Source organism: Pseudomonas sp. PsB (assembly GCF_043658375.1).
GTDB lineage: Bacteria > Pseudomonadota > Gammaproteobacteria > Pseudomonadales > Pseudomonadaceae > Aquipseudomonas > Aquipseudomonas putida_Z.
In genome coordinates this window covers 159,315-179,066 of the sequence record NZ_JBIGLU010000005.1, presented here as the reverse complement: position 1 = coordinate 179,066, position 19,752 = coordinate 159,315, and the positions used below count along the sequence as shown (strand labels likewise).

The 19,752-nt window shown below is 63.5% G+C and carries 18 protein-coding genes; 9 read left to right on the top strand and 9 right to left on the bottom strand.

Annotated features, from left to right (window positions below):
- Window positions 1-39 precede the first annotated feature (39 nt).
- The 5 genes from rng to mreB form a co-directional block, all read right to left on the bottom strand.
- Entirely contained in the window at window positions 40-1,497 is a 1,458-nt protein-coding gene (gene rng / locus ACGLHT_RS09870) for a ribonuclease G (RefSeq protein ID WP_013971067.1), read from the bottom strand.
- A gap of 54 nt (window positions 1,498-1,551) precedes the next feature.
- The gene (locus ACGLHT_RS09865) at window positions 1,552-2,163 is read right to left on the bottom strand and encodes a nucleoside triphosphate pyrophosphatase (RefSeq protein ID WP_137163048.1); all 612 of its coding nucleotides are present in this window, start codon (window positions 2,161-2,163) and stop codon (window positions 1,552-1,554) included.
- Between the two features lie 33 nt (window positions 2,164-2,196).
- Complete coding sequence (gene mreD, locus ACGLHT_RS09860) at window positions 2,197-2,685, bottom strand: rod shape-determining protein MreD (protein WP_015269051.1); 489 nt, start codon at window positions 2,683-2,685, stop codon at window positions 2,197-2,199.
- On the bottom strand, window positions 2,685-3,701 hold the full coding sequence (gene mreC / locus ACGLHT_RS09855; protein WP_249352811.1) for a rod shape-determining protein MreC: 1,017 nt from the start codon (window positions 3,699-3,701) through the stop codon (window positions 2,685-2,687). Before mreC ends, mreD begins: the two co-directional genes overlap by 1 nt.
- A gap of 225 nt (window positions 3,702-3,926) precedes the next feature.
- Window positions 3,927-4,964, bottom strand: coding sequence for a rod shape-determining protein MreB (gene mreB / locus ACGLHT_RS09850; protein WP_003255163.1), 1,038 nt, complete (start codon window positions 4,962-4,964; stop codon window positions 3,927-3,929).
- Between the two features lie 205 nt (window positions 4,965-5,169).
- Here mreB and gatC point away from each other — a divergent pair, with 205 nt between their 5' ends.
- The 6 genes from gatC (at window position 5,170) to ACGLHT_RS09820 (ending at window position 10,394) form a co-directional block, all read left to right on the top strand.
- A complete protein-coding gene (gene gatC / locus ACGLHT_RS09845; protein ID WP_003255165.1) occupies window positions 5,170-5,457 on the top strand; it encodes an Asp-tRNA(Asn)/Glu-tRNA(Gln) amidotransferase subunit GatC in 288 nt (95 codons plus the stop codon).
- A 15-nt stretch (window positions 5,458-5,472) separates the two neighbouring features.
- Entirely contained in the window at window positions 5,473-6,924 is a 1,452-nt protein-coding gene (gene gatA / locus ACGLHT_RS09840) for an Asp-tRNA(Asn)/Glu-tRNA(Gln) amidotransferase subunit GatA (RefSeq protein ID WP_024086328.1), read from the top strand.
- 11 nt (window positions 6,925-6,935) lie between these two features.
- The gene (gatB, locus tag ACGLHT_RS09835) at window positions 6,936-8,381 is read left to right on the top strand and encodes an Asp-tRNA(Asn)/Glu-tRNA(Gln) amidotransferase subunit GatB (RefSeq protein ID WP_013971062.1); all 1,446 of its coding nucleotides are present in this window, start codon (window positions 6,936-6,938) and stop codon (window positions 8,379-8,381) included.
- A 143-nt stretch (window positions 8,382-8,524) separates the two neighbouring features.
- On the top strand, window positions 8,525-8,905 hold the full coding sequence (locus tag ACGLHT_RS09830) for a septal ring lytic transglycosylase RlpA family protein (protein ID WP_025337810.1): 381 nt from the start codon (window positions 8,525-8,527) through the stop codon (window positions 8,903-8,905).
- 60 nt (window positions 8,906-8,965) lie between these two features.
- The gene (locus tag ACGLHT_RS09825; protein ID WP_137164765.1) at window positions 8,966-10,009 is read left to right on the top strand and encodes a calcium/sodium antiporter; all 1,044 of its coding nucleotides are present in this window, start codon (window positions 8,966-8,968) and stop codon (window positions 10,007-10,009) included.
- 10 nt (window positions 10,010-10,019) lie between these two features.
- Entirely contained in the window at window positions 10,020-10,394 is a 375-nt protein-coding gene (locus ACGLHT_RS09820; protein WP_013971059.1) for a carboxymuconolactone decarboxylase family protein, read from the top strand.
- Window positions 10,395-10,520: 126 nt separating this feature from the next.
- Here ACGLHT_RS09820 and ACGLHT_RS09815 read toward each other — a convergent pair whose 3' ends face one another.
- The 4 genes from ACGLHT_RS09815 to ACGLHT_RS09800 all read right to left on the bottom strand — a co-directional run bounded on the left by ACGLHT_RS09815 (window position 10,521) and on the right by ACGLHT_RS09800 (window position 14,910).
- Window positions 10,521-11,879: an amino acid permease gene (locus ACGLHT_RS09815; RefSeq protein WP_013971058.1), complete on the bottom strand. Its 1,359-nt coding sequence runs from the start codon at window positions 11,877-11,879 to the stop codon at window positions 10,521-10,523.
- Between the two features lie 56 nt (window positions 11,880-11,935).
- Window positions 11,936-12,877 (bottom strand): AEC family transporter, encoded by a 942-nt coding sequence (locus ACGLHT_RS09810; protein ID WP_025337807.1) that lies wholly within the window; start codon window positions 12,875-12,877, stop codon window positions 11,936-11,938.
- 216 nt (window positions 12,878-13,093) lie between these two features.
- Window positions 13,094-13,654, bottom strand: a complete 561-nt coding sequence (locus tag ACGLHT_RS09805; protein ID WP_025337806.1) for a response regulator transcription factor — start codon at window positions 13,652-13,654, stop codon at window positions 13,094-13,096.
- Window positions 13,654-14,910: an ATP-binding protein gene (locus tag ACGLHT_RS09800; RefSeq protein ID WP_025337805.1), complete on the bottom strand. Its 1,257-nt coding sequence runs from the start codon at window positions 14,908-14,910 to the stop codon at window positions 13,654-13,656. Before ACGLHT_RS09800 ends, ACGLHT_RS09805 begins: the two co-directional genes overlap by 1 nt.
- Window positions 14,911-15,112: 202 nt before the next feature.
- Between ACGLHT_RS09800 and ACGLHT_RS09795 the strand changes: the two genes are divergently transcribed.
- The 3 genes from ACGLHT_RS09795 to ACGLHT_RS09785 all read left to right on the top strand — a co-directional run bounded on the left by ACGLHT_RS09795 (window position 15,113) and on the right by ACGLHT_RS09785 (window position 19,663).
- Window positions 15,113-15,829 carry an SIMPL domain-containing protein gene (locus ACGLHT_RS09795; protein WP_015269044.1) on the top strand — a complete coding sequence of 239 codons (717 nt, stop codon included), beginning with the start codon at window positions 15,113-15,115 and terminating at the stop codon, window positions 15,827-15,829.
- A gap of 469 nt (window positions 15,830-16,298) precedes the next feature.
- Window positions 16,299-17,924 carry an ABC transporter substrate-binding protein gene (locus tag ACGLHT_RS09790; RefSeq protein ID WP_137163045.1) on the top strand — a complete coding sequence of 542 codons (1,626 nt, stop codon included), beginning with the start codon at window positions 16,299-16,301 and terminating at the stop codon, window positions 17,922-17,924.
- 146 nt (window positions 17,925-18,070) lie between these two features.
- A complete protein-coding gene (locus tag ACGLHT_RS09785) occupies window positions 18,071-19,663 on the top strand; it encodes an ABC transporter substrate-binding protein (protein ID WP_137163044.1) in 1,593 nt (530 codons plus the stop codon).
- Window positions 19,664-19,752 lie beyond the last annotated feature (89 nt).

The following is a 19,752-nucleotide window of genomic DNA, read 5'->3' as shown; positions in this document are numbered from 1 at the left end:
TTGCCAGCCCGGGCCACCCGCGGCGCGTTTCAGAAGGCCTCAGAGCAGCACCACATCGTATTGTTCCTGCGAATACATCGACTCCACCTGGAAACGAATGGTTCGGCCGATGAAGGCCTCCAGTTCCGCGACGTTACCGGACTCTTCATCCAGCAACCGGTCGACCACCTTCTGGTTGGCCAGCACGCGGTAGCCTTCGGCCTGGTAGGCACGGGCCTCGCGCAGGATCTCGCGGAAGATTTCGTAACAGATGGTCTCGGGGGTTTTCAGCTTGCCACGGCCCTGACAGGCCAGGCAGGGCTCGCACAGCACCTGTTCCAGGCTTTCCCGTGTGCGCTTGCGGGTCATCTGCACCAGGCCCAGCTCGGTGATGCCGATGATATTGGTCTTGGCGTGATCGCGCTCCAGCTGCTTTTCCAGGGTGCGCAGCACCTGGCGCTGGTGCTCCTCGTCTTCCATGTCGATGAAGTCGATGATGATGATGCCGCCGATATTGCGCAGGCGCAGTTGCCGGGCGATGGCTGTGGCGGCCTCGAGGTTGGTCTTGAAGATGGTCTCTTCAAGGTTGCGATGGCCGACGAAGGCGCCGGTGTTCACATCGATGGTGGTCATCGCTTCAGCGGGGTCGACCACCAGGTAGCCACCGGACTTCAGCGGTACCTTGCGCTCCAGTGCGCGCTGGATCTCGTCCTCGACGCCGTACAGGTCGAAGATCGGCCGTTCGCCCGGGTAGTGCTCGAGGCGGTCGGCGATTTCCGGCATCAGCTCGCCAACGAACTGAGTGGTCTTCTGGAAGGTTTCCCGCGAGTCGATGCGGATCTTCTCGATCTTCGGGTTGACCAGGTCGCGCAAGGTACGCAGGGCCAGACCCAGGTCCTCGTAGATGACCGTGGGCGCGCCGCAGGTCTTGATCTGGGTGCCGATCTGCTCCCACAGGCGGCGCAGGTAGCGAATGTCCTGCAGGATCTCTTCAGCGCGTGCACCTTCGGCGGCGGTACGCAGGATGAAGCCACCGGCGTCCTTGATGTTCTCGCTTTCCATGCAGTCGCTGACCACCTGCTTGAGGCGCTCGCGCTCGGCTTCGTCTTCGATCTTCAGGGAAATGCCGACATGGCTGCTGCGCGGCATGTACACCAGGTAGCGCGACGGGATCGACAGCTGGGTGGTCAGGCGCGCGCCCTTGGTGCCGATCGGGTCCTTGGTCACCTGCACCACCAGGGCCTGGCCCTCGTGCACCAGGGCGGTGATGTTCTCTACCGCCGAGCCTTCGCGCTGGGATATTTCCGAGGCATGGATGAATGCCGCGCGCTCCAGGCCGATGTCGACGAAGGCCGCCTGCATGCCCGGCAGCACACGCACCACCTTGCCTTTGTAGATATTGCCGACGATGCCCCGGCGCTGGGTGCGCTCGACATGCACTTCCTGCAGCACCCCGTTTTCCACCACCGCCACGCGCGACTCCATCGGGGTGATGTTGATCAGGATCTCTTCACTCATGGCAGGCTCTCGTCAAAGGTCTTGGATAATGATGGATGGCGTATGCAGTGCTGGCTACCGCGGGTTTGTTACCTCTGGCGTATGCGCGGGCGATTGCCAGCAGGCAATGCCGAATTGGCCGAGCAGTTCGGCCGTTTCACTGAGGGGCAAGCCGACCACCGCCGAGTAGCTGCCGGAAAGGCCGGTGACGAACACCGCGCCCAAGCCCTGGATGGCATAGCCGCCGGCCTTGTCCGCGGGCTCGCCGCTGGCCCAGTAGCGTTGCGCTTCCTCGGCGCTGATCGCACGGAAGCGCACCTTGCTGGTGACGCACAGGCTGTGCACGCGCTGGCCATCGCTCAGGGCGACCGCGGTCAATACCTGGTGCTCGCGGCCCGAAAGGTCGGCCAGCATGGCCAGGGCATCTTCGCGGTTTTCCGGTTTGCCGAGAATACGACCATCGAGCACCACGGCAGTGTCTGCGCCCAGCACCACAGCCGGGCCTTCGAGGCAGGCCAGGCCGGCGGCAGCCTTGGCCCGGGCCAGGCGCTCGACGTAGGCCGGGGCGCTTTCATCAGGCAATGGGGTTTCATCGATGGGGGCACTGACGACGCTGAACGGTACACCGATCTGGGTCAGCAGTTCACGACGACGGGGCGAGCCGGAGGCCAGGTATAGCGGGGTCATGCAGACATCTCCCTGTCAGTCGCGGCGGCGCCGTCAGTTGATATGCAAGCGTCGGCGCAGGTCGCGCAGGGCGAAGCTGATCCACGGCCAGAGCAAGGCACTGATCACCGCCGACCAGACCAACGCCAGGGTGGGCAGGCGGTTGCCGGTCAGCGCGCTGAGCCACAGCTGGATCAGCTGGGCAATGCCGAAGATCACCAGGATCACCAGGCTCTGCTGCCACATGGGGAACATGCGCAGGCGCTGCTGCAACGACAGCACCAGGAAGGTGATGAGGGTGAGGATCAGCGCGTTCTGCCCCAGCAGGGTGCCGTACAGCACGTCCTCGGCCAGGCCCAGCACGAACGCGGTGGTCATGCCGACCTTGTTCGGTACGGCGAGGGTCCAGAACGACACCAGCAAGGCCAGCCACATGGGCCGGAACACTTCCATGAACTGCGGCATGGGCGAGACGCTGAGCAGCAGGCCGATGGCGAAAGTCAGCCAGATGACCCAGCCGTTGTTGCGGCGTGATGCAGCCATCATTGCCTCCGGGTGTGAGCGGGTGCGGCAGGCGCGGCAGCCGGCGTGGCAGGTGCGGCCGCCGGAGCTGCAGGCTGCGCAGCCGGGGCTGCCGGTGTCGCTGGTGTGGCCGCTGGTGTGGCCGGCGTGGCAGGGGCGCTGCCAGCTGGTGCGCCCTGCTCGCCCGTCGTGGCCGGCTGGCCTGCGGCCGAGGTGCCCTTGCGGTCAGCCTCTTCCTGGGCAATGGCGGCATCGGTGGCGCGCTGTTCCGGGCTGCGCCGGTCGCTGAACACCAGCAGCATGTAGCGGCTACGGTTGAGCGCGGCGGTGGGGATGGCACGAACGATGGCGAACGGCTGGCCGGAATCGTGGATCACTTCATTGACCGTGGCCACCGGGTAGCCGGCCGGGAACCGTTGCCCCATGCCGGAACTGACCAGCAGGTCGCCTTCCTTGATGTCGGCGGTATCGGCCACATGGCGCAGCTCCAGGCGCTCCGGGTTGCCGGTGCCGCTGGCGATGGCGCGCAGGCCGTTGCGGTTGACCTGCACCGGGATGCTATGGGTGGTATCGGTCAGCAACAGTACCCGCGAGGTGTACGGCATCAGCTCGACCACCTGGCCCATCAGGCCACGGGCATCGAGCACCGGCTGGCCAAGGAACACGCCATCACGCTCGCCCTTGTTGATCAGGATGCGGTGGGTGAACGGGTTGGGGTCGACACCGATCAGCTCGGCCACTTCGACCTTTTCGTTGACCAGCGCCGAGGAGTTGAGCAACTCGCGCAGGCGCACGTTCTGCTCGGTCAGAGCCGCCAGCTTCTGCAGGCGCCCCTGCAGCAGCAGGGCTTCGGTCTTGAGCTTCTCGTTCTCGGCGATCAGTTCGGTGCGGCTGCCGAACTGGCCGGCCACACCTTGCCACGCACGCTGCGGCAGGTCGGTGATCCAGTACGACTCCATGAGTACCAGGCCCATCTGGCTGCGCACTGGTTTGAGCACGTCGAAGCGCGCGTCGACAACCATCAACGCGACCGACATCACCACCAGGACGAGCAGGCGAACGCCCAGCGAAGGGCCCTTGGAGAAAAGCGGTTTAATGGGCCGTTCCTCGTGGACGACTCAGGAGGTCATTGGACATGGGACAACGCACCAGCCTGGTTGCGGGTTGACGGATACGGCGCCCCGAACGGGCGCCAGCCCAGCACATACAGGTAGCACTGTGCGTACTACCTGTAAACCGGGGCTCGTGAACAGCGAGCGGAATCACTCGCTGGAGAGCAGGTCCATCGCGTGCTTGTCCATCATCTCCAGGGCGCGACCACCGCCACGGGCGACACAGGTCAGCGGGTCTTCGGCGACGATCACCGGCAGGCCGGTTTCCTGGGCCAGCAGCTTGTCCAGGTCACGCAGCAGGGCGCCACCACCGGTCAGCACCAGGCCACGCTCGGCGATATCCGAGGCCAGCTCGGGCGGCGATTGCTCCAGGGCACTCTTGACCGCCTGGACGATGGTCGCCAGGGATTCCTGCAGCGCTTCGAGCACTTCGTTGGAGTTCAGGGTGAAGGCACGCGGTACGCCCTCGGCCAGGTTGCGGCCGCGCACATCGACTTCGCGTACTTCGCCGCCCGGGTAGGCGGTACCGATTTCCTGCTTGATGCGCTCGGCGGTGGACTCGCCGATCAGGCTGCCGTAGTTGCGGCGCACGTAGGTGACGATGGCTTCATCGAAGCGGTCGCCGCCAACGCGGACGGATTCGGCATAGACCACGCCGTTCAGGGAGATGAGCGCGATTTCAGTGGTACCACCACCGATATCGACGACCATCGAACCGCGGGCTTCTTCGACCGGCAGGCCGGCACCGATGGCGGCGGCCATCGGCTCTTCGATCAGGAACACTTCACGGGCACCGGCACCCAGCGCCGATTCGCGAATGGCGCGGCGCTCTACCTGGGTCGACTTGCACGGCACGCAGATCAGCACGCGCGGGCTCGGCTGCAGGAAGCTGTTCTCGTGAACCTTGTTGATAAAATATTGCAACATTTTTTCGCAGACGCTGAAGTCGGCGATGACGCCGTCCTTCATCGGACGAATGGCAGCAATGTTGCCAGGCGTACGGCCCAGCATGCGCTTGGCTTCGGTACCGACGGCGACGACGCTTTTCTGGTTGCCATGGGTACGGATGGCAACAACCGAGGGCTCATTCAGGACGATACCGCGCTCACGCACGTAAATAAGGGTGTTGGCAGTACCCAGGTCGATGGACAGATCGCTGGAAAACATGCCACGCAGTTTCTTGAACATGGGAAAGTGACCCTGGGGAAAGCGTGGGTAAAAAAGTGCGGCAAACTCTAACAATGGCAGGGATTTTGGGCAAGGAGCCAATATGTTAAATTGGCTGTTTTTCCGAGCACGCCAGCAGAATTTCGCGGCCGTTAGACCGCCAGAAAGCTGACATGTTCCTCACTGCGGACCCAAATTCCGGTCTTTGTTTCCCCTGGAGATCCCCATGGCGCTTGAACGCTGCGACGTGGAAAAGATCGCCCATCTGGCCCGTCTGGGCCTGAATGATGGCGAACTGCCACGCATTACTGACGCACTGAACAGCATTCTCGGGCTGGTCGACCAGATGCAAGCGGTCGACACTACCGGCATCGAGCCACTGGCCCACCCCCTGGAGGCCAGCCAGCGCCTGCGTCCCGACCAGGTCACCGAAAGCAACCAGCGCGACGCCTACCAGGCCATCGCGCCGTCGACCGAAAGCGGTCTGTACCTGGTTCCCAAAGTCATCGAGTAAGGGATAGAGCCTGCCATGCATCAATTGACCCTGGCCGAGATCGCCCGCGGACTCGCCGACAAGTCGTTTTCCTCCGAAGAGCTGACCGGCGCCCTGCTGGCGCGCATCAAGCAGCTCGACCCGCAGATCAACAGCTTCATCAGCGTCACCGAAGACCTGGCCCTGGGCCAGGCGCGTGCCGCCGACGCCCGTCGCGCCGCCGGCGAAACCGGCGCGCTGCTGGGTGCCCCGATCGCCCACAAGGACCTGTTCTGCACCAACGGCGTACGCACCAGCTGCGGCTCGAAGATGCTCGACAACTTCAAGGCGCCGTATGACGCCACCGTGGTCGCCAAGCTGGCCGAAGCCGGCATGGTCACCCTGGGCAAGACCAACATGGACGAATTCGCCATGGGTTCGGCCAACGAATCCAGCCACTACGGCGCGGTGAAGAACCCATGGAACCTCGAGCACGTCCCGGGCGGCTCGTCGGGCGGTTCGGCCGCGGCAGTGGCTGCGCGCCTGCTGCCAGCCACCACCGGCACCGACACCGGCGGCTCGATCCGCCAACCGGCGGCACTGACCAACCTCACCGGCCTCAAGCCGACCTACGGCCGCGTGTCGCGCTGGGGCATGATCGCCTACGCCTCCAGCCTCGACCAGGGTGGCCCGCTGGCCCGTACAGCCGAAGACTGCGCCCTGCTGCTGCAAGGCATGGCCGGTTTCGACGCCAAGGACTCCACCAGCATAGAAGAGCCGGTGCCGGACTACAGCGCCAACCTGAATGCTTCGCTGCAGGGCCTGCGCATCGGCCTGCCGAAGGAGTACTTCGGTGCCGGCCTCGACCCACGCATCGCCGATCTGGTCCAGGCCAGCGTCAAGGAGCTGGAAAAGCTCGGCGCGGTGGTCAAGGAAATCAGCCTGCCGAACATGCAGCACGCCATCCCGGCCTACTACGTGATCGCCCCCGCTGAAGCCTCGTCCAACCTGTCGCGTTTCGACGGCGTGCGCTTCGGCTACCGCTGCGAAAACCCGAAAGACCTCACCGACCTGTACAAGCGTTCGCGTGGCGAAGGCTTCGGTGTCGAAGTGCAGCGCCGCATCATGGTCGGCACCTACGCCCTGTCGGCCGGCTACTACGACGCCTACTACGTGAAGGCGCAGCAGATCCGCCGCCTGATCAAGAACGACTTCATGGCCGCCTTCAACGACGTCGACCTGATCCTCGGCCCGACCACGCCAAACCCGGCCTGGAAACTCGGCGCCAAGAGCAGCGACCCGGTCGCCGCCTACCTGGAAGACGTCTACACCATCACCGCCAACCTGGCGGGCCTGCCGGGCCTGTCGATGCCGGCCGGCTTCGTCGATGGCCTGCCGGTCGGCGTGCAGCTGCTGGCGCCATACTTCCAGGAAGGCCGCCTGCTCAACGTCGCGCACCGCTACCAGCAAGTGACCGACTGGCACACCCGCGCCCCTAACGGCTTCTGAGGAATTCACACATGCAATGGGAAGTTGTGATCGGGCTGGAAATCCACACTCAGCTCGCCACCCAGTCGAAGATCTTCTCCGGCAGCGCCACCACCTTCGGTTCCGAGCCGAACACCCAGGCCAGCCTGGTTGACCTGGGCATGCCTGGCGTACTGCCGGTGCTGAACCAGGAAGCCGTGCGCATGGCGTGCATGTTCGGCCTGGCCATCGATGCCGAGATCGGCAAGCGCAACGTGTTCGCGCGCAAGAACTACTTCTATCCGGACCTGCCCAAGGGCTACCAGATCAGCCAGATGGACCTGCCAATCGTCGGCAAGGGCCACCTGGACATCGCCCTGGAAGACGGCACCATCAAGCGCATCGGGGTAACCCGCGCGCACCTGGAAGAAGACGCCGGCAAGAGCCTGCACGAAGACTTCAGCGGCTCCACCGGCATCGACCTTAACCGTGCCGGCACCCCGCTGCTGGAAATCGTCTCCGAGCCTGACATGCGCAGCGCCAAGGAAGCCGTGGCCTACGTCAAGGCGATCCACGCGCTGGTGCGTTACCTGGGCATCTGTGACGGCAACATGGCCGAAGGCTCGCTGCGTTGCGACTGCAACGTGTCGATCCGCCCGAAAGGCCAGGCCGAGTTCGGCACCCGCTGCGAGATCAAGAACGTCAACTCGTTCCGCTTCATCGAGCGCGCGATCAACAGCGAGATCCAGCGCCAGATCGACCTGATCGAGGACGGCGGCAAGGTGGTACAGGAAACCCGCCTGTACGACCCGAACAAGGACGAGACCCGCTCCATGCGCAGCAAGGAGGAAGCCAACGACTACCGTTACTTCCCCGACCCGGACCTGCTGCCGGTGGTGATCGAGGACAGCTTCCTCGAAACCGTCCGCGCCGGCTTGCCGGAACTGCCGACGCAGAAGGTCGAGCGCTTCCAGAACCAGTACGGCCTGTCGGCCTACGACGCCAACGTGCTGGCATCCAGCCGCGAGCAGGCGGACTACTTCGAGGAAGTGGTGAAGATCGGTGGCGATGCCAAGCTGGCAGCCAACTGGGTCATGGTCGAGCTGGGCAGCCTGCTGAACAAGCTGGGCATCGAGATCGACCAGGCGCCGGTCAGCGCCGCACAGCTGGGCGGCATGCTGCTGCGTATCCGCGACAACACCATCAGCGGCAAGATCGCCAAGACTGTGTTCGAGGCCATGGCCGCTGGTGAAGGCGATGCCGACAGCATCATCGAAAGCAAAGGCCTGAAGCAGGTCACCGATACCGGTGCGATCGACAAGATGCTCGACGAAGTGCTGGCGGCCAACGCCGAGCAGGTCGAACAGTACCGCGCAGCCGACGAGGCCAAGCGTGGCAAGATGTTCGGCTTCTTCGTCGGCCAGGCGATGAAAGCCTCCAAAGGCAAGGCCAACCCGGGGCAAGTGAACCAATTGCTCAAGGCCAAGCTCGAAGGGTGATTGTTTTACCCCTGTAGTCCTGCGAGGGCTTTGCCCTCGTTCGCGGCTAAAGCCGCTCCCACAGGTACAGCGCCGCTCGCCAGTGCAGCGCCGTACCTGTGGGAGCGGCTTTAGCCGCGAATGGCCGCACCGGAGCATTCGAATTGCTAAAGCGATCCCTGAGCACCCTCGCCCTCTTCTCCTTGCTGGCCGGCTGCGCCAGCCAGGACATCGACGTCGACCCCGACGGTTACGACAAGACCGGCACCGCTTCCTATTACGGCGCGCGCCACCACGGCAAACGCACCGCCAGCGGCGAACCATTCAACCAGCATGGCCTCACCGCCGCCCACCGCAGCCTGCCCTTCGGCACCCGGGTACGGGTTACCAACCTGGCCAACCAGCGCAGCGTCGTGGTGCGCATCAACGACCGTGGCCCACATACCCGCGGCCGCCTGATCGATCTTTCACGTGCCGCCGCAGAAAAAATCGGCATGATCCGTAGCGGAACCGCGCGCGTGCGAGTACAAGGGCTTAGCGACTGACGCGACAGGAGTCCGACCATTTTCGACCTGGCTACCCTTCCCACCTTCAGCCTCTTGCAACTGGGCATCGCCTTGCTGTTGCTGGTCGGCGGTGCCGAACTGCTGGTACGCGCAGCCCTGCGCCTGGCCCAGCGCCTGCACGTACGCCCGCTGATCATCGGCCTGAGCCTGGTGGCCTTCGGCAGCACTGCCCCGCAAATGACCGTGAGCCTGCAGGCCGCCTACCAGGGCGCGCCGGACGTGGCGGTGGGCAGCGTGATCGGCAGCAACATCTTCAACGTACTGGTCATTCTCGGCCTGGCCGCACTGATCATCCCGCTGCGCGTGTCGCGGCAACTGGTGCGCCTGGACATCCCACTGATGATCATCGCCAGCGGCCTGGTCTACGGGTTATCCGCCAACGGCCACCTCGGCCGGGTCGAAGGGGTGTTGTTGCTGACCGGGCTGGTCGGCTACCTGGCTATGCTTTGGCACCAGTCGCGCCACTACGCCCGCACCTACCCCGCTCCGGCCACCGCCACCAGCAGCACCGGGCGCTTCTGGTCGGGCACGCTGCTGCAGGTGCTGGCCGGCCTGGGCCTGCTGAGCCTGGCGGGTCACTTGTTGCTGGAAGCTGCCGTAGAGGTGGCCACCGACCTGGGGCTGTCCGAGCGCATCATCGGCCTGACCGTCGTTGCCATCTGTACCTCCCTGCCGGAACTGGCCGCTGCGCTGATCGCCGCCCTGCGCGGTGAACGGGAAATCGCCGTGGGCACGGTGATAGGCAGCAACCTGTTCAACCTGCTGGCGGTGCTGGGCCTGACCGCACTGGTCACCCCCGAGCCGCTGTCGATCTCGCCCAACGCCTTGGCCTTCGACCTGCCAGTAATGCTGGGTGTTGCTGCGCTGAGCCTGCCGGTGTTCTATTCCGGTTACCGTATCACCCGCGCCGAAGGCCTGGTGTTCCTCTGCCTGTACCTGGCCTATGGGCTGCACGTGGCGGCGTTCACCATGGGCATGCCACTGGCCGGCCGCCTGGAGCGGTTGATGCTGTTCTACGTACTGCCGGTGCTCGCCATGGTGTTGCTGTACACCACCGCACGAGCCTGGCGTCGCCAACACTAAGGAAAACAACATGGCTGATAGCAAGAAAACCGGCGAACAGATTCGGCGCCAGGTGATGGGCGATGCGTTCGTCGACCGCGCCTTGGGCAATGCCACCGACTTTACCCAACCGCTGCAGGACTTCGTCAACGAACATGCCTGGGGCAGCGTGTGGGCCCGCGACGGGCTGCCGTTGAAAACCCGCAGCCTGATTACCCTGGCCACACTGACCGCACTCAAGTGCCCGCAAGAGCTCAAGGGGCATGTGCGCGGGGCGCTGAACAATGGCTGTACGGTGGAGGAAATTCGCGAAGCGCTGCTGCATTGCGCGGTGTATGCGGGGGTGCCGGCGGCGATTGATGCGTTCCGTGCGGCACAGGAAGTGATCGACAGTTATCAAGGCTGATCCAGCCTTTCTCAGGCCCGGCCTCTTCGCGGGTAAACCCGCTCCCACAGGTACTGCACAGGTCTCAGAGCCTGTAGGGTCCCTGTGGGAGCGGGTTTACCCGCGAAGAGGCCGGTACTGTGTTACCTATCTGGCCTGGCGAGCCTTCTTCATCTTGAAGGCCACCCACAGCACCAGGATCCACCCCGGAATCAGCATCACCGAGATGCGAATCGGCGGGGTCAGGTACATCACCACCAGGATCAGCACGATGAATGCCAGGCACAGGTAGTTGGTGACCGGGTGCCCCCAGCTTTTGTAGAACGGGGTAATCCCGGCCGCCAGCTTGGCCTTGCGGAACTTCAGGTGGGTGATGCTGATGCTCGCCCAGTTGATCACCAGCGCCGACACCGCCAGGGCCATCAGCAAACCAAAGGCTTCACCCGGCATCAGGTAGTTGATCAGCACGCACAGCCCGGTGGCGAAAGCCGACACACCCAGCGCGGTCAGCGGCACGCCGCTACGGCTTACCTTCAGCAACTGACGCGGTGCGTCGCCCTGGCTGGCCAGGCCAAACAGCATGCGGCTGTTGGCGTACACGCAGCTGTTGTACACCGACAGCGCGGCCGTCAGCACCACGATATTGAGGATGGTCGCCACCAGGTCACTGTCCAGTTCGTGGAAGATCATCACGAACGGGCTGCCACCCTGCACCACCTTCTGCCACGGGTAAAGCGACAGCAGCACCGCCAGGGCACCGATATAGAAGATGAGGATGCGGTACACCACTTGGTTGGTGGCCTTGGGGATGCTCTGACGCGGGTTGTCGGCCTCGGCGGCGGTAATGCCCACCAGCTCCAGGCCACCGAACGAGAACATGATCACTGCCAGTGCCATCACCAGGCCGGTGACGCCGTTGGGGAAGAAGCCGCCGTACTGCCAGAGGTTGGCCACGCTGGCGTCCGGGCCGCCATGGCCGCTGGTCAGCAGCCAGGCGCCGAAGCCGATCATGCTGACGATGGCCACCACCTTGACCAGGGCGAACCAGAACTCCATCTCGCCGTAGACCTTCACCTGGGTCAGGTTGATCAGGTTGATCACCACGAAGAAGATCGCCGCCGTGGCCCAGGTGGGGAAGCCGGGCCACCAGTACTGCACGTAGATACCCACCGCTGTCAGCTCGGCCATGCCGACCAGTACGTACACCACCCAGTAGTTCCAGCCCGAGACGAAGCCGGCGAACTCGCTCCAGTACTGGTGGGCGAAGTGGCTGAAGCTGCCGGCCACCGGCTCTTCCACCACCATTTCGCCGAGCTGGCGCATGATCAGGAAGGCCATCAGGCCGGCAATGGCGTAGCCCAGCAGGACGGAAGGGCCGGCCAGCTGGATGGTCTGGGCGATGCCCAGGAACAACCCGGTACCAATGGCCCCGCCCAGCGCGATCAGCTGGATATGGCGATTCTTCAGCCCGCGCTGTAACCGCTCGGGCGTGCTCTGGTCTTGCATGAAGTGTCCTTTAGCTCAGTGAGGCTGTGTTTTTTGTGTTGTTTGCAGTCAAGGATCTAGATCCATCCGCCCCACTGCAAGATGAAAATACCAATGTTGGTGGTGATCGCCGCCATTAGCGTGGTAATCACGATGATCGACGCCGCCAGCTCATGGTTGCCGTTGGCCGCCCGCGCCATGACGTAGCTGGCCGCTGCGGTCGGGCTGCCGATGTACAGGAACAGGATGCCCAGCTCGGCCCCGCGGAAGCCGCATAGCCAGGCACCGAGGGTGCCGAGCAGCGGTAGCCAGACCATCTTCACCAGGCTGGCGTCGATGGCCAGCCTGCCACTGTCGCGCAGTGCCGCCAGCGACAGCGTGCCTCCGATGCAGATCAGCGCCAGCGGCAGGGTCATCTGCGCCAGGTAGTCGCCCGAGGTCAGCAGCCAGTTGGGCAGCGGCACCTGGCCGTACGCCATGGGCGTGGCCACCAGCACACTGATGATCAGCGGGTTGCTGAGGATGCTCTTGCAGATGCTCCACGGGTCGGACTTCAGGTCCGGGCTGTACACCGCCAGCACCACTGCCGACAGCGAGTTGTACATGAGGATGACCAGGCCGGCGAGCACCGCACCCAGGGAGATGCCGTAGTCGCCATAGAGACTGGCGGCCAGGGCCAGGCCGATCACACCGTTGTTGCCGCGGAATGCGCCTTGGGTATAGATGCCCCGGTCGGCCAGCGGGCTGCGCCAGATGGCCAGGCCCCAGGCAATGGCGAAGCCGGCCAGGGTGGCGACGACGAAATAGAGAAGGACGCCCGGTTTGACCGCCGTGGCTAGGTCGGCGTGATAGATGCCGAGGAACAGCAGCGCCGGCATGCACACGTTGAACACCAGCTGCGAGGCGACGCGGTTGAAATTGTCGTCGATCAGGCGAATACGTTTGAGCAGCACGCCCATGAACAGCATGGCGAAGACCGGGGCCGTGATGTTCAGTGTCTGGATAAGAAGGGCGAGCATGCGCAAGCGATCCTGGAGGGGTTGCCGTCAGGGGGCTAATGATACGCCAACGGCCCGGAGTTGCGGGGATCGCGGGGTGATAAAGAGAAGTTTCTGTCAGTTACGGCCCTTTCGCGGGTAAACCCGCTCCCACAGGTACTGCACAGGTCTTGAGGCTTGTGAAATACCTGTAGGAGCGGGTTTACCCGCGAAGAGGCCGGTACTGCCAGTACTGAATCAGCGCCGAACCGGGCGCTTCTGCAGTTTGCGCTGCAAGGTCCGCCGGTGCATGCCCAGCGCCCGCGCGGTGGCCGAGATATTGCCTTCGTGCTCGTTCAACACCCGCTGGATGTGTTCCCACTGCAGGCGGTCGACCGACATCGGGTTTTCCGGCACCAGGGTGTCCAGGTCGGTGTGCTCCGACAGCAGCGCCGCCAGCACATCATCGGCATCGGCCGGCTTGCACAGGTAGTTGCAGGCACCGCGCTTGACCGCTTCCACCGCGGTGGCAATGCTCGAGTAACCGGTCAGGATCACCACGCGCATTTCCGGGTCCAGCTCCAGCAGCTTGGGCAACAGCACCAGCCCGGAGTCGCCGTCCATCTTCAGGTCCAGCGTGGCGTAGTCCGGCAGGTCCTGCTGGGCCAGGATCAACCCTTCCTCGGCAGAGCTGGCGGTGCTCACGCGGAAACCGCGGCGGCTCATGGCACGGGCCATGACCCGGGTGAAGGTGGCATCGTCATCCACCAGCAGCAGGTGCGGCAGCTCTTCGCCTTCGACCTGGTTTTCTTCGCTCATCATTCATCTCCTCGCTTGCCATAGGGCAGGCGCAGTTCGGTCAGGGTGCCACCCTGTTCATGACTATAGAGTTTCACCGAACCGCCCGCACGGGTCACGCTGGCCTTGCTCAAGAACAGGCCCAGGCCGAAGCCTTTGCCTTTGGTGGTAATGAAGGGCTTGCCGATGGCTTCGGCGATGGCCGGCGGCACGCCGGGGCCATGGTCACGGATGCTGATGACGATGTCATGGGCGTCCCAGTCCAGGCGCACTTCAAGGTCATCGGGGCAGGCATCGGCGGCATTGTTCAACAGGTTCAACAGCGCCTGGGTCAGATCCGGCGGCGGGGTCAGGCGCGGCACTTGGCCGTCGCGCAGGCGCTGGAAGCGGTAGCTGGCTTCCGGGCGCATCAGGTGCCAACGGTTGAGCGCCTCGTCCAGCCAGGCCGTCACGTCCTGCTCCACCACGGCCAGGCGGCGGTTGGCTTCGGCGGCGCGTACCAGCTGTTGCAGGGTTTCCTTGCACAGCTTCACCTGGTCCTGAAGGATCTGCAGGTCTTCCTGCAGCAGCGGGTCGGCGTGGTCCTGACGCATCTCATTCAGCAGCACGCTCATGGTCGCCAACGGCGTGCCCAGCTCATGGGCGGCACCGGCGGCCTGGGTAGCCACGGCCAGCAGCTGCTCGTCGCGCAGGCTTTCTTCACGCCGCTCGGAACGCAGCTGCTCCTGGCGGCGCAGCTCTTCGGCCATGCGCGCGGCAAAGAAGGTGATCACTGCGGCGGCCAGGGCAATGCTCAACCACATGCCGTACACCTGCATCTTGTCCCGCGCCATTGGCAGGCCTTCGAGCGGGTAGAACTGCACCAGCAGCAGGCTGTATGCGGTCAGGGCAATGCCCGAGAGAATCAGCGAATACAACCACGGCAAGGTCACCGCGGCGATCGCCAGCGGCACCAGGTAATACGACACGAACGGGTTGGTCGAGCCGCCGGAGTAATACAGCAAGGCACTGTGGATCAGCAGGTCGCAGGCCAGTTGCAGGGCGTACTCCAGCTCGGTGACCGGCAACGACAGGCGCAGGCGCAGGGCCGTGAAGGCGCACAGCAGCGAAGACAAGGCCAAGGTGCCGGCCAGCGACAGCCAGGGCAAGGGCAGCAGTTCGGTCCAGTAGGCGACGCCCACGGAGCCGGCCTGGGCAGCCAGGACCAGGACCCGAATGACGGTCAGGCGCCAGAGGTTCTGGCGAGTAGCGGACAGCGGTTGTACGGCGGCGAGCATGAGCTCTCCTGATGAGTGCTCCAGAAAAATCGGCTGGAGTATACCGAAGCCAGGCGCCTCGCTGCAGCGATGCGGCAAAGCGCCACACTTTGTCACAGGTTGATGATGGCACTTTTGAACCCACTACACTGTTGCCGGTCTGATGGGCCATGCGTGGAATGGATGACCACAACCCACGCCTTATATTGCCAAGGAGTACCACATGCAAATCCCACGTCGCGGCACCGCCCTGATCCTGTCCTGCGGCCTGCTCGCCAGCCTGCCGGCGCTGGCTGCCGATGAGCCGCGCTACAACCAGGTCTCGCTGCGTGCCGAAGTCAGCAAGGAAGTGGCGCGTGACCTGATGGTCGTTACCCTGTACAGCGAAGCGCAGAACACCGACCCGGGCAAGCTCGCCAAGCAGATCACCGAAACCATGAACAAGGCCGTACAGCAGTCGCGCCAGGTCAAGGACGTGAAGATCAGCCAGGGCAGCCGCAACAGCTACCCGGTATATGACAGCAAGGGCCAGAAGATCACCGGCTGGCGCGAGCGCGCCGAGTTGCGCCTGGAAAGCGCCAACTTCCCGGCCTTGTCGCAGCTGACCGCCGACCTGCTGCAAGAGCTGAAGATGGGTGGCATGGACTTCTCCATCGCTCCGGCCACGCGCAAGGCCAGCGAGGATGCACTGCTCAAGGATGCGGTGGATGCCTTCAAGGCGCGCGCCCAGCTGGCTACCGAGGCGCTGGGTGGCAAGGGCTACAAAGTGGTCAGCCTGAACCTCAACAGCAGCGGTTACCCACGCCCGTACCTGCGCAGTGCACCGATGGCGATGAAGGCCATGGGGGCTGATGAGTCGGCACCGGCGCCGGATATCGAGGCCGGGACCAGTGAAGTGAGCATGAATGCCGATGGCCTGATCGAAGTGCAGATGCCTTAAATCCCGAAACACCTGTGGGAGCGGGCTTGCCCGCTCTCATGGAACTGCACATAACTCATTGAGTTAGCAGGGACCCTGTGGGAGCGGCTTTAGCCGCGAACACCGGCGCAGCCGGTGCCATGCACCGCGTTGGATTCTTCGCGGCTAAAGCCGCTCCCACAGGGTACGCGGATCGCTTGCGAGTCCAGTTGTCTGTCAAATCAGGATTTTCGGAAGTTTCCTACGCACCAAATAGGTGCTTCCTACATTAACCCCGCCTCGTAACATCCCGCAAAAAGCCATCATTTCGCCTGCGCAAACGTTTAACTTCTTCGAAAGTTATATCAATGCGACATCCATGTACGACCGTACCACTTTTCTGGCGTCAACTATCCCTCTGCATATTGCATTGGGAACAGCCCCTGCATAAGTATCCGCAGGTCGGCTCACGAGGCCACCTCAATCGAAAAATGACAACAATGAGGCCACCATGCTCAAACACGCAGTCATTCCGTTCCTGCTAGGCGCAGGCTTGCTCTCCGGCGCACCGTCGGCCCTCGCCGCGTCCAACCTGGTGTTCTGTTCCGAAGGCAGCCCGGCCGGCTTCGACCCAGGCCAATACACCACAGGGACTGACTTCGACGCCTCGGCCGAGACCGTGTTCAACCGCCTGACCCAGTTCGAACGTGGCGGCACTGCAGTCATCCCGGGTCTGGCGACCAAGTGGGAAGTCTCCGACGACGGAAAGACCTACACCTTCCACCTGCGCGAAGGGGTCAAGTTCCACACCACCGACTACTTCAAACCCACCCGCAACTTCAACGCCGACGACGTGCTGTTCACCTTCAACCGCATGCTCGACAAGAACCACCCGTTCCGCAATGCCTACCCCACCGAGTTCCCGTACTTCACCGACATGGGCATGGACAAGAACATCGCCAAGCTGGAGAAGCTCGACGAGCACACGGTCAAGTTCACCCTCAACGAAGTCGACGCCGCGTTCATCCAGAACCTGGCCATGAGCTTCGCCTCGATCCAGTCCGCCGAATACGCCGACCAGCTGCTCAAGGACGGCAAGGCCGCCGACATCAACCAGAAGCCGATCGGCACCGGCCCGTTCGTGTTCAGCAAGTACCAGAAAGACGCGCAGATCCGTTTCAAGGGCAACAAGGACTACTGGCAACCCGATGACGTGAAGATCGACAACCTGATCTTCGCCATCACCACCGACGCCTCGGTGCGCATGCAGAAGCTGAAGAAGAACGAATGCCAGGTCACCCTGTTCCCGCGGCCGGCCGACATCCAGCCGCTGAAGCAGGACCCCAAGCTGCAGATGCCGCAACAAGCCGGCTTCAACCTCGGCTACATCGCCTACAACGTGATGGACAAGGTCAAGGGCAGCAACGAGGCCAACCCGTTGGCCCAGCTGAAAGTCCGCGAGGCGCTGGACATGGCCGTGGACAAGAAAAAGATCATCGAGTCGGTCTACCAGGGCGCCGGCCAACTGGCGGTCAACGCCATGCCGCCGACCCAGTGGTCCTATGACGACAGCATCAAGGACGCCTCGTTCGACCCTGAGAAAGCCAAGCAGCTGCTCAAGGAAGCCGGCATCAAGGAAGGCACCGAAATCACCCTGTGGGCGATGCCCGTGCAACGCCCGTACAACCCCAATGCCAAGCTGATGGCCGAGATGCTGCAATCCGACTGGGCCAAGGTCGGCGTCAAGGCAAAGATCGTCAGCTATGAATGGGGCGAGTACATCAAGCGCTCCAAAGGCGGCGAACAAGGCGCCATGCTGATCGGCTGGAGCGGTGACAACGGCGACCCGGACAACTGGCTGGGCACCCTGTACGGCTGCGACGCCATGAGCGGCAACAACTTCTCCAAGTGGTGCTACAAGCCCTACGACGACCTGATCAAGCAGGCCAAGGCCACCTCCGACCAGGCCAAGCGCACCGAGCTGTACCAGCAGGCACAGCACATCCTCAAGGAGCAGGTGCCGATCACCCCGATCGCCCACTCCACCGTGTACCAGCCCATGAGCGCCAAGGTGAAGGACTTCAAGATCAGCCCGTTCGCGCTGAACTCCTTCTACGGCGTCAGCGTGGACAAATAGGCTAGCCAAGGCACCCGCCGAGCGGCGGGTGCCCCGCCATCCTCGTACCCTTTCATGTCGTCCCGCCGCCATCCGCAGCGGGGTCGGCGACCTGTTGCCGCCATTCGTACCCCGAGGCGGCGCAAACAGACGTAAAAGGACTTTCCATGCGCCATACCACCCGCCTTTCCGCCCTGCTCGCCCTGGGCCTGATCAGCCAATCGCCGGCCCTGCTGGCCAACAATCTGGTGTTCTGCTCCGAAGGCAGCCCGGCCGGCTTCGACACCGCCCAGTACACCAGCGCCACCGACAACGACGCCGCCGAACCGATCTACAACCGCCTGGTCGAGTTCGAACGCGGCGGCACTGCCGTGCACCCTGCCCTGGCGACCCGCTGGGAGGTGTCCGAAGATGGCCTGCGCTACACCTTCCACCTGCGCGAAGGGGTGAAATTCCACAGCAACAAGGCCTTTGCACCGAGCCGCGACTTCAACGCCGACGACGTGCTGTTCACCTTCAACCGCATGCTCGACAAGAACCACCCGTTCCGCCAGGCCTACCCGACCGAGTTCCCCTATTTCATCAGCATGGGCCTGGACAAGAACATCGCCCGTGTCGAAAAGACCGATCCACTGACCGTGGTGTTCACTCTGAACAGCGTCGATGCCGCGTTCATCCAGAACCTGGCCATGAGCTTCGCTTCCATCCTGTCTGCCGAATACGCCGAGCAGCTGATGGCCAGCGGGCGCCCCAGCGACATCAACCAGCAACCGATCGGCACCGGCCCGTTCGTGTTCCAGCGTTATCAGAAGGATTCGCAGATCCGCTACAAGGGCAACAAGGCCTATTGGTCACCGCAGGACGTGAAGATCGACAACCTGGTGTTCTCGATCAACATCGACCCTTCGGTGCGCATCCAGAAGCTGCGCCGCAACGAATGCCAGGTCACCCTGCACCCGCGCCCCGCCGACCTGCCGGCGCTCAAGGCCGACAGCAAACTGCAGGTGCTGCAGCAACCTGGCTTCAACCTCGGCTACATCGCCTACAACACCCAGCACCCACCATTCGACCGCCTGGAAGTGCGCCAGGCGATGGACATGGCAGTGAACAAGCAGGCGATCATCCAGGCCGTGTACCAGGATTCCGGCCAGTTGGCAGTCAACGCCATGCCGCCGACCCAGTGGTCCTATGACGACAGCCTCAAGGACGCGCCCTTCGACCCGGAAAAGGCCAAGCAGCTACTGCAGCAGGCCGGGGTCAAGCCGGGCACCGAGATCACCCTGTGGGCCATGCCGGTGCAGCGCCCGTACAACCCCAACGCCAAGCTGATGGCGGAAATGCTCCAGGCCGACTGGAGCAAGCTCGGCTTCAAGGTGCGCATTGTCAGCTACGAATGGGGCGAGTACCTCAAGCGCATGAAAAGCGGCGAGCACGATATCGCCCTGATCGGTTGGACCGGGGACAACGGTGACCCGGACAACTGGCTGGGCACCCTCTACAACTGCGATGCCATCGGCAGCAACAACTACTCGCTGTGGTGCGATCCGCAGTACGACAGCCTGGTCAAGCAGGCCAAGCAGGTCACCGACCGCACGCAGCGCACCGCCCTGTACCAGCAGGCCCAGCAGCGGCTCAAGCAACAGGTGCCGATTACCCCGGTGGCGCACTCCACGGTCAACCAACCGCTCAGCGTCAAGGTTTCCGAGTTCAAGGTCAGCCCGTTCGGGCGCAACGACTTTTCCGGTGTGAGTGTTGATTGAGCATTAGCCGGTACCGGCCTCTTCGCGGGTAAACCCGCTCCCACAGGGTTCTCCTCAGGTTCACGAAACCTGTGGGAGCGGGCGCGCCC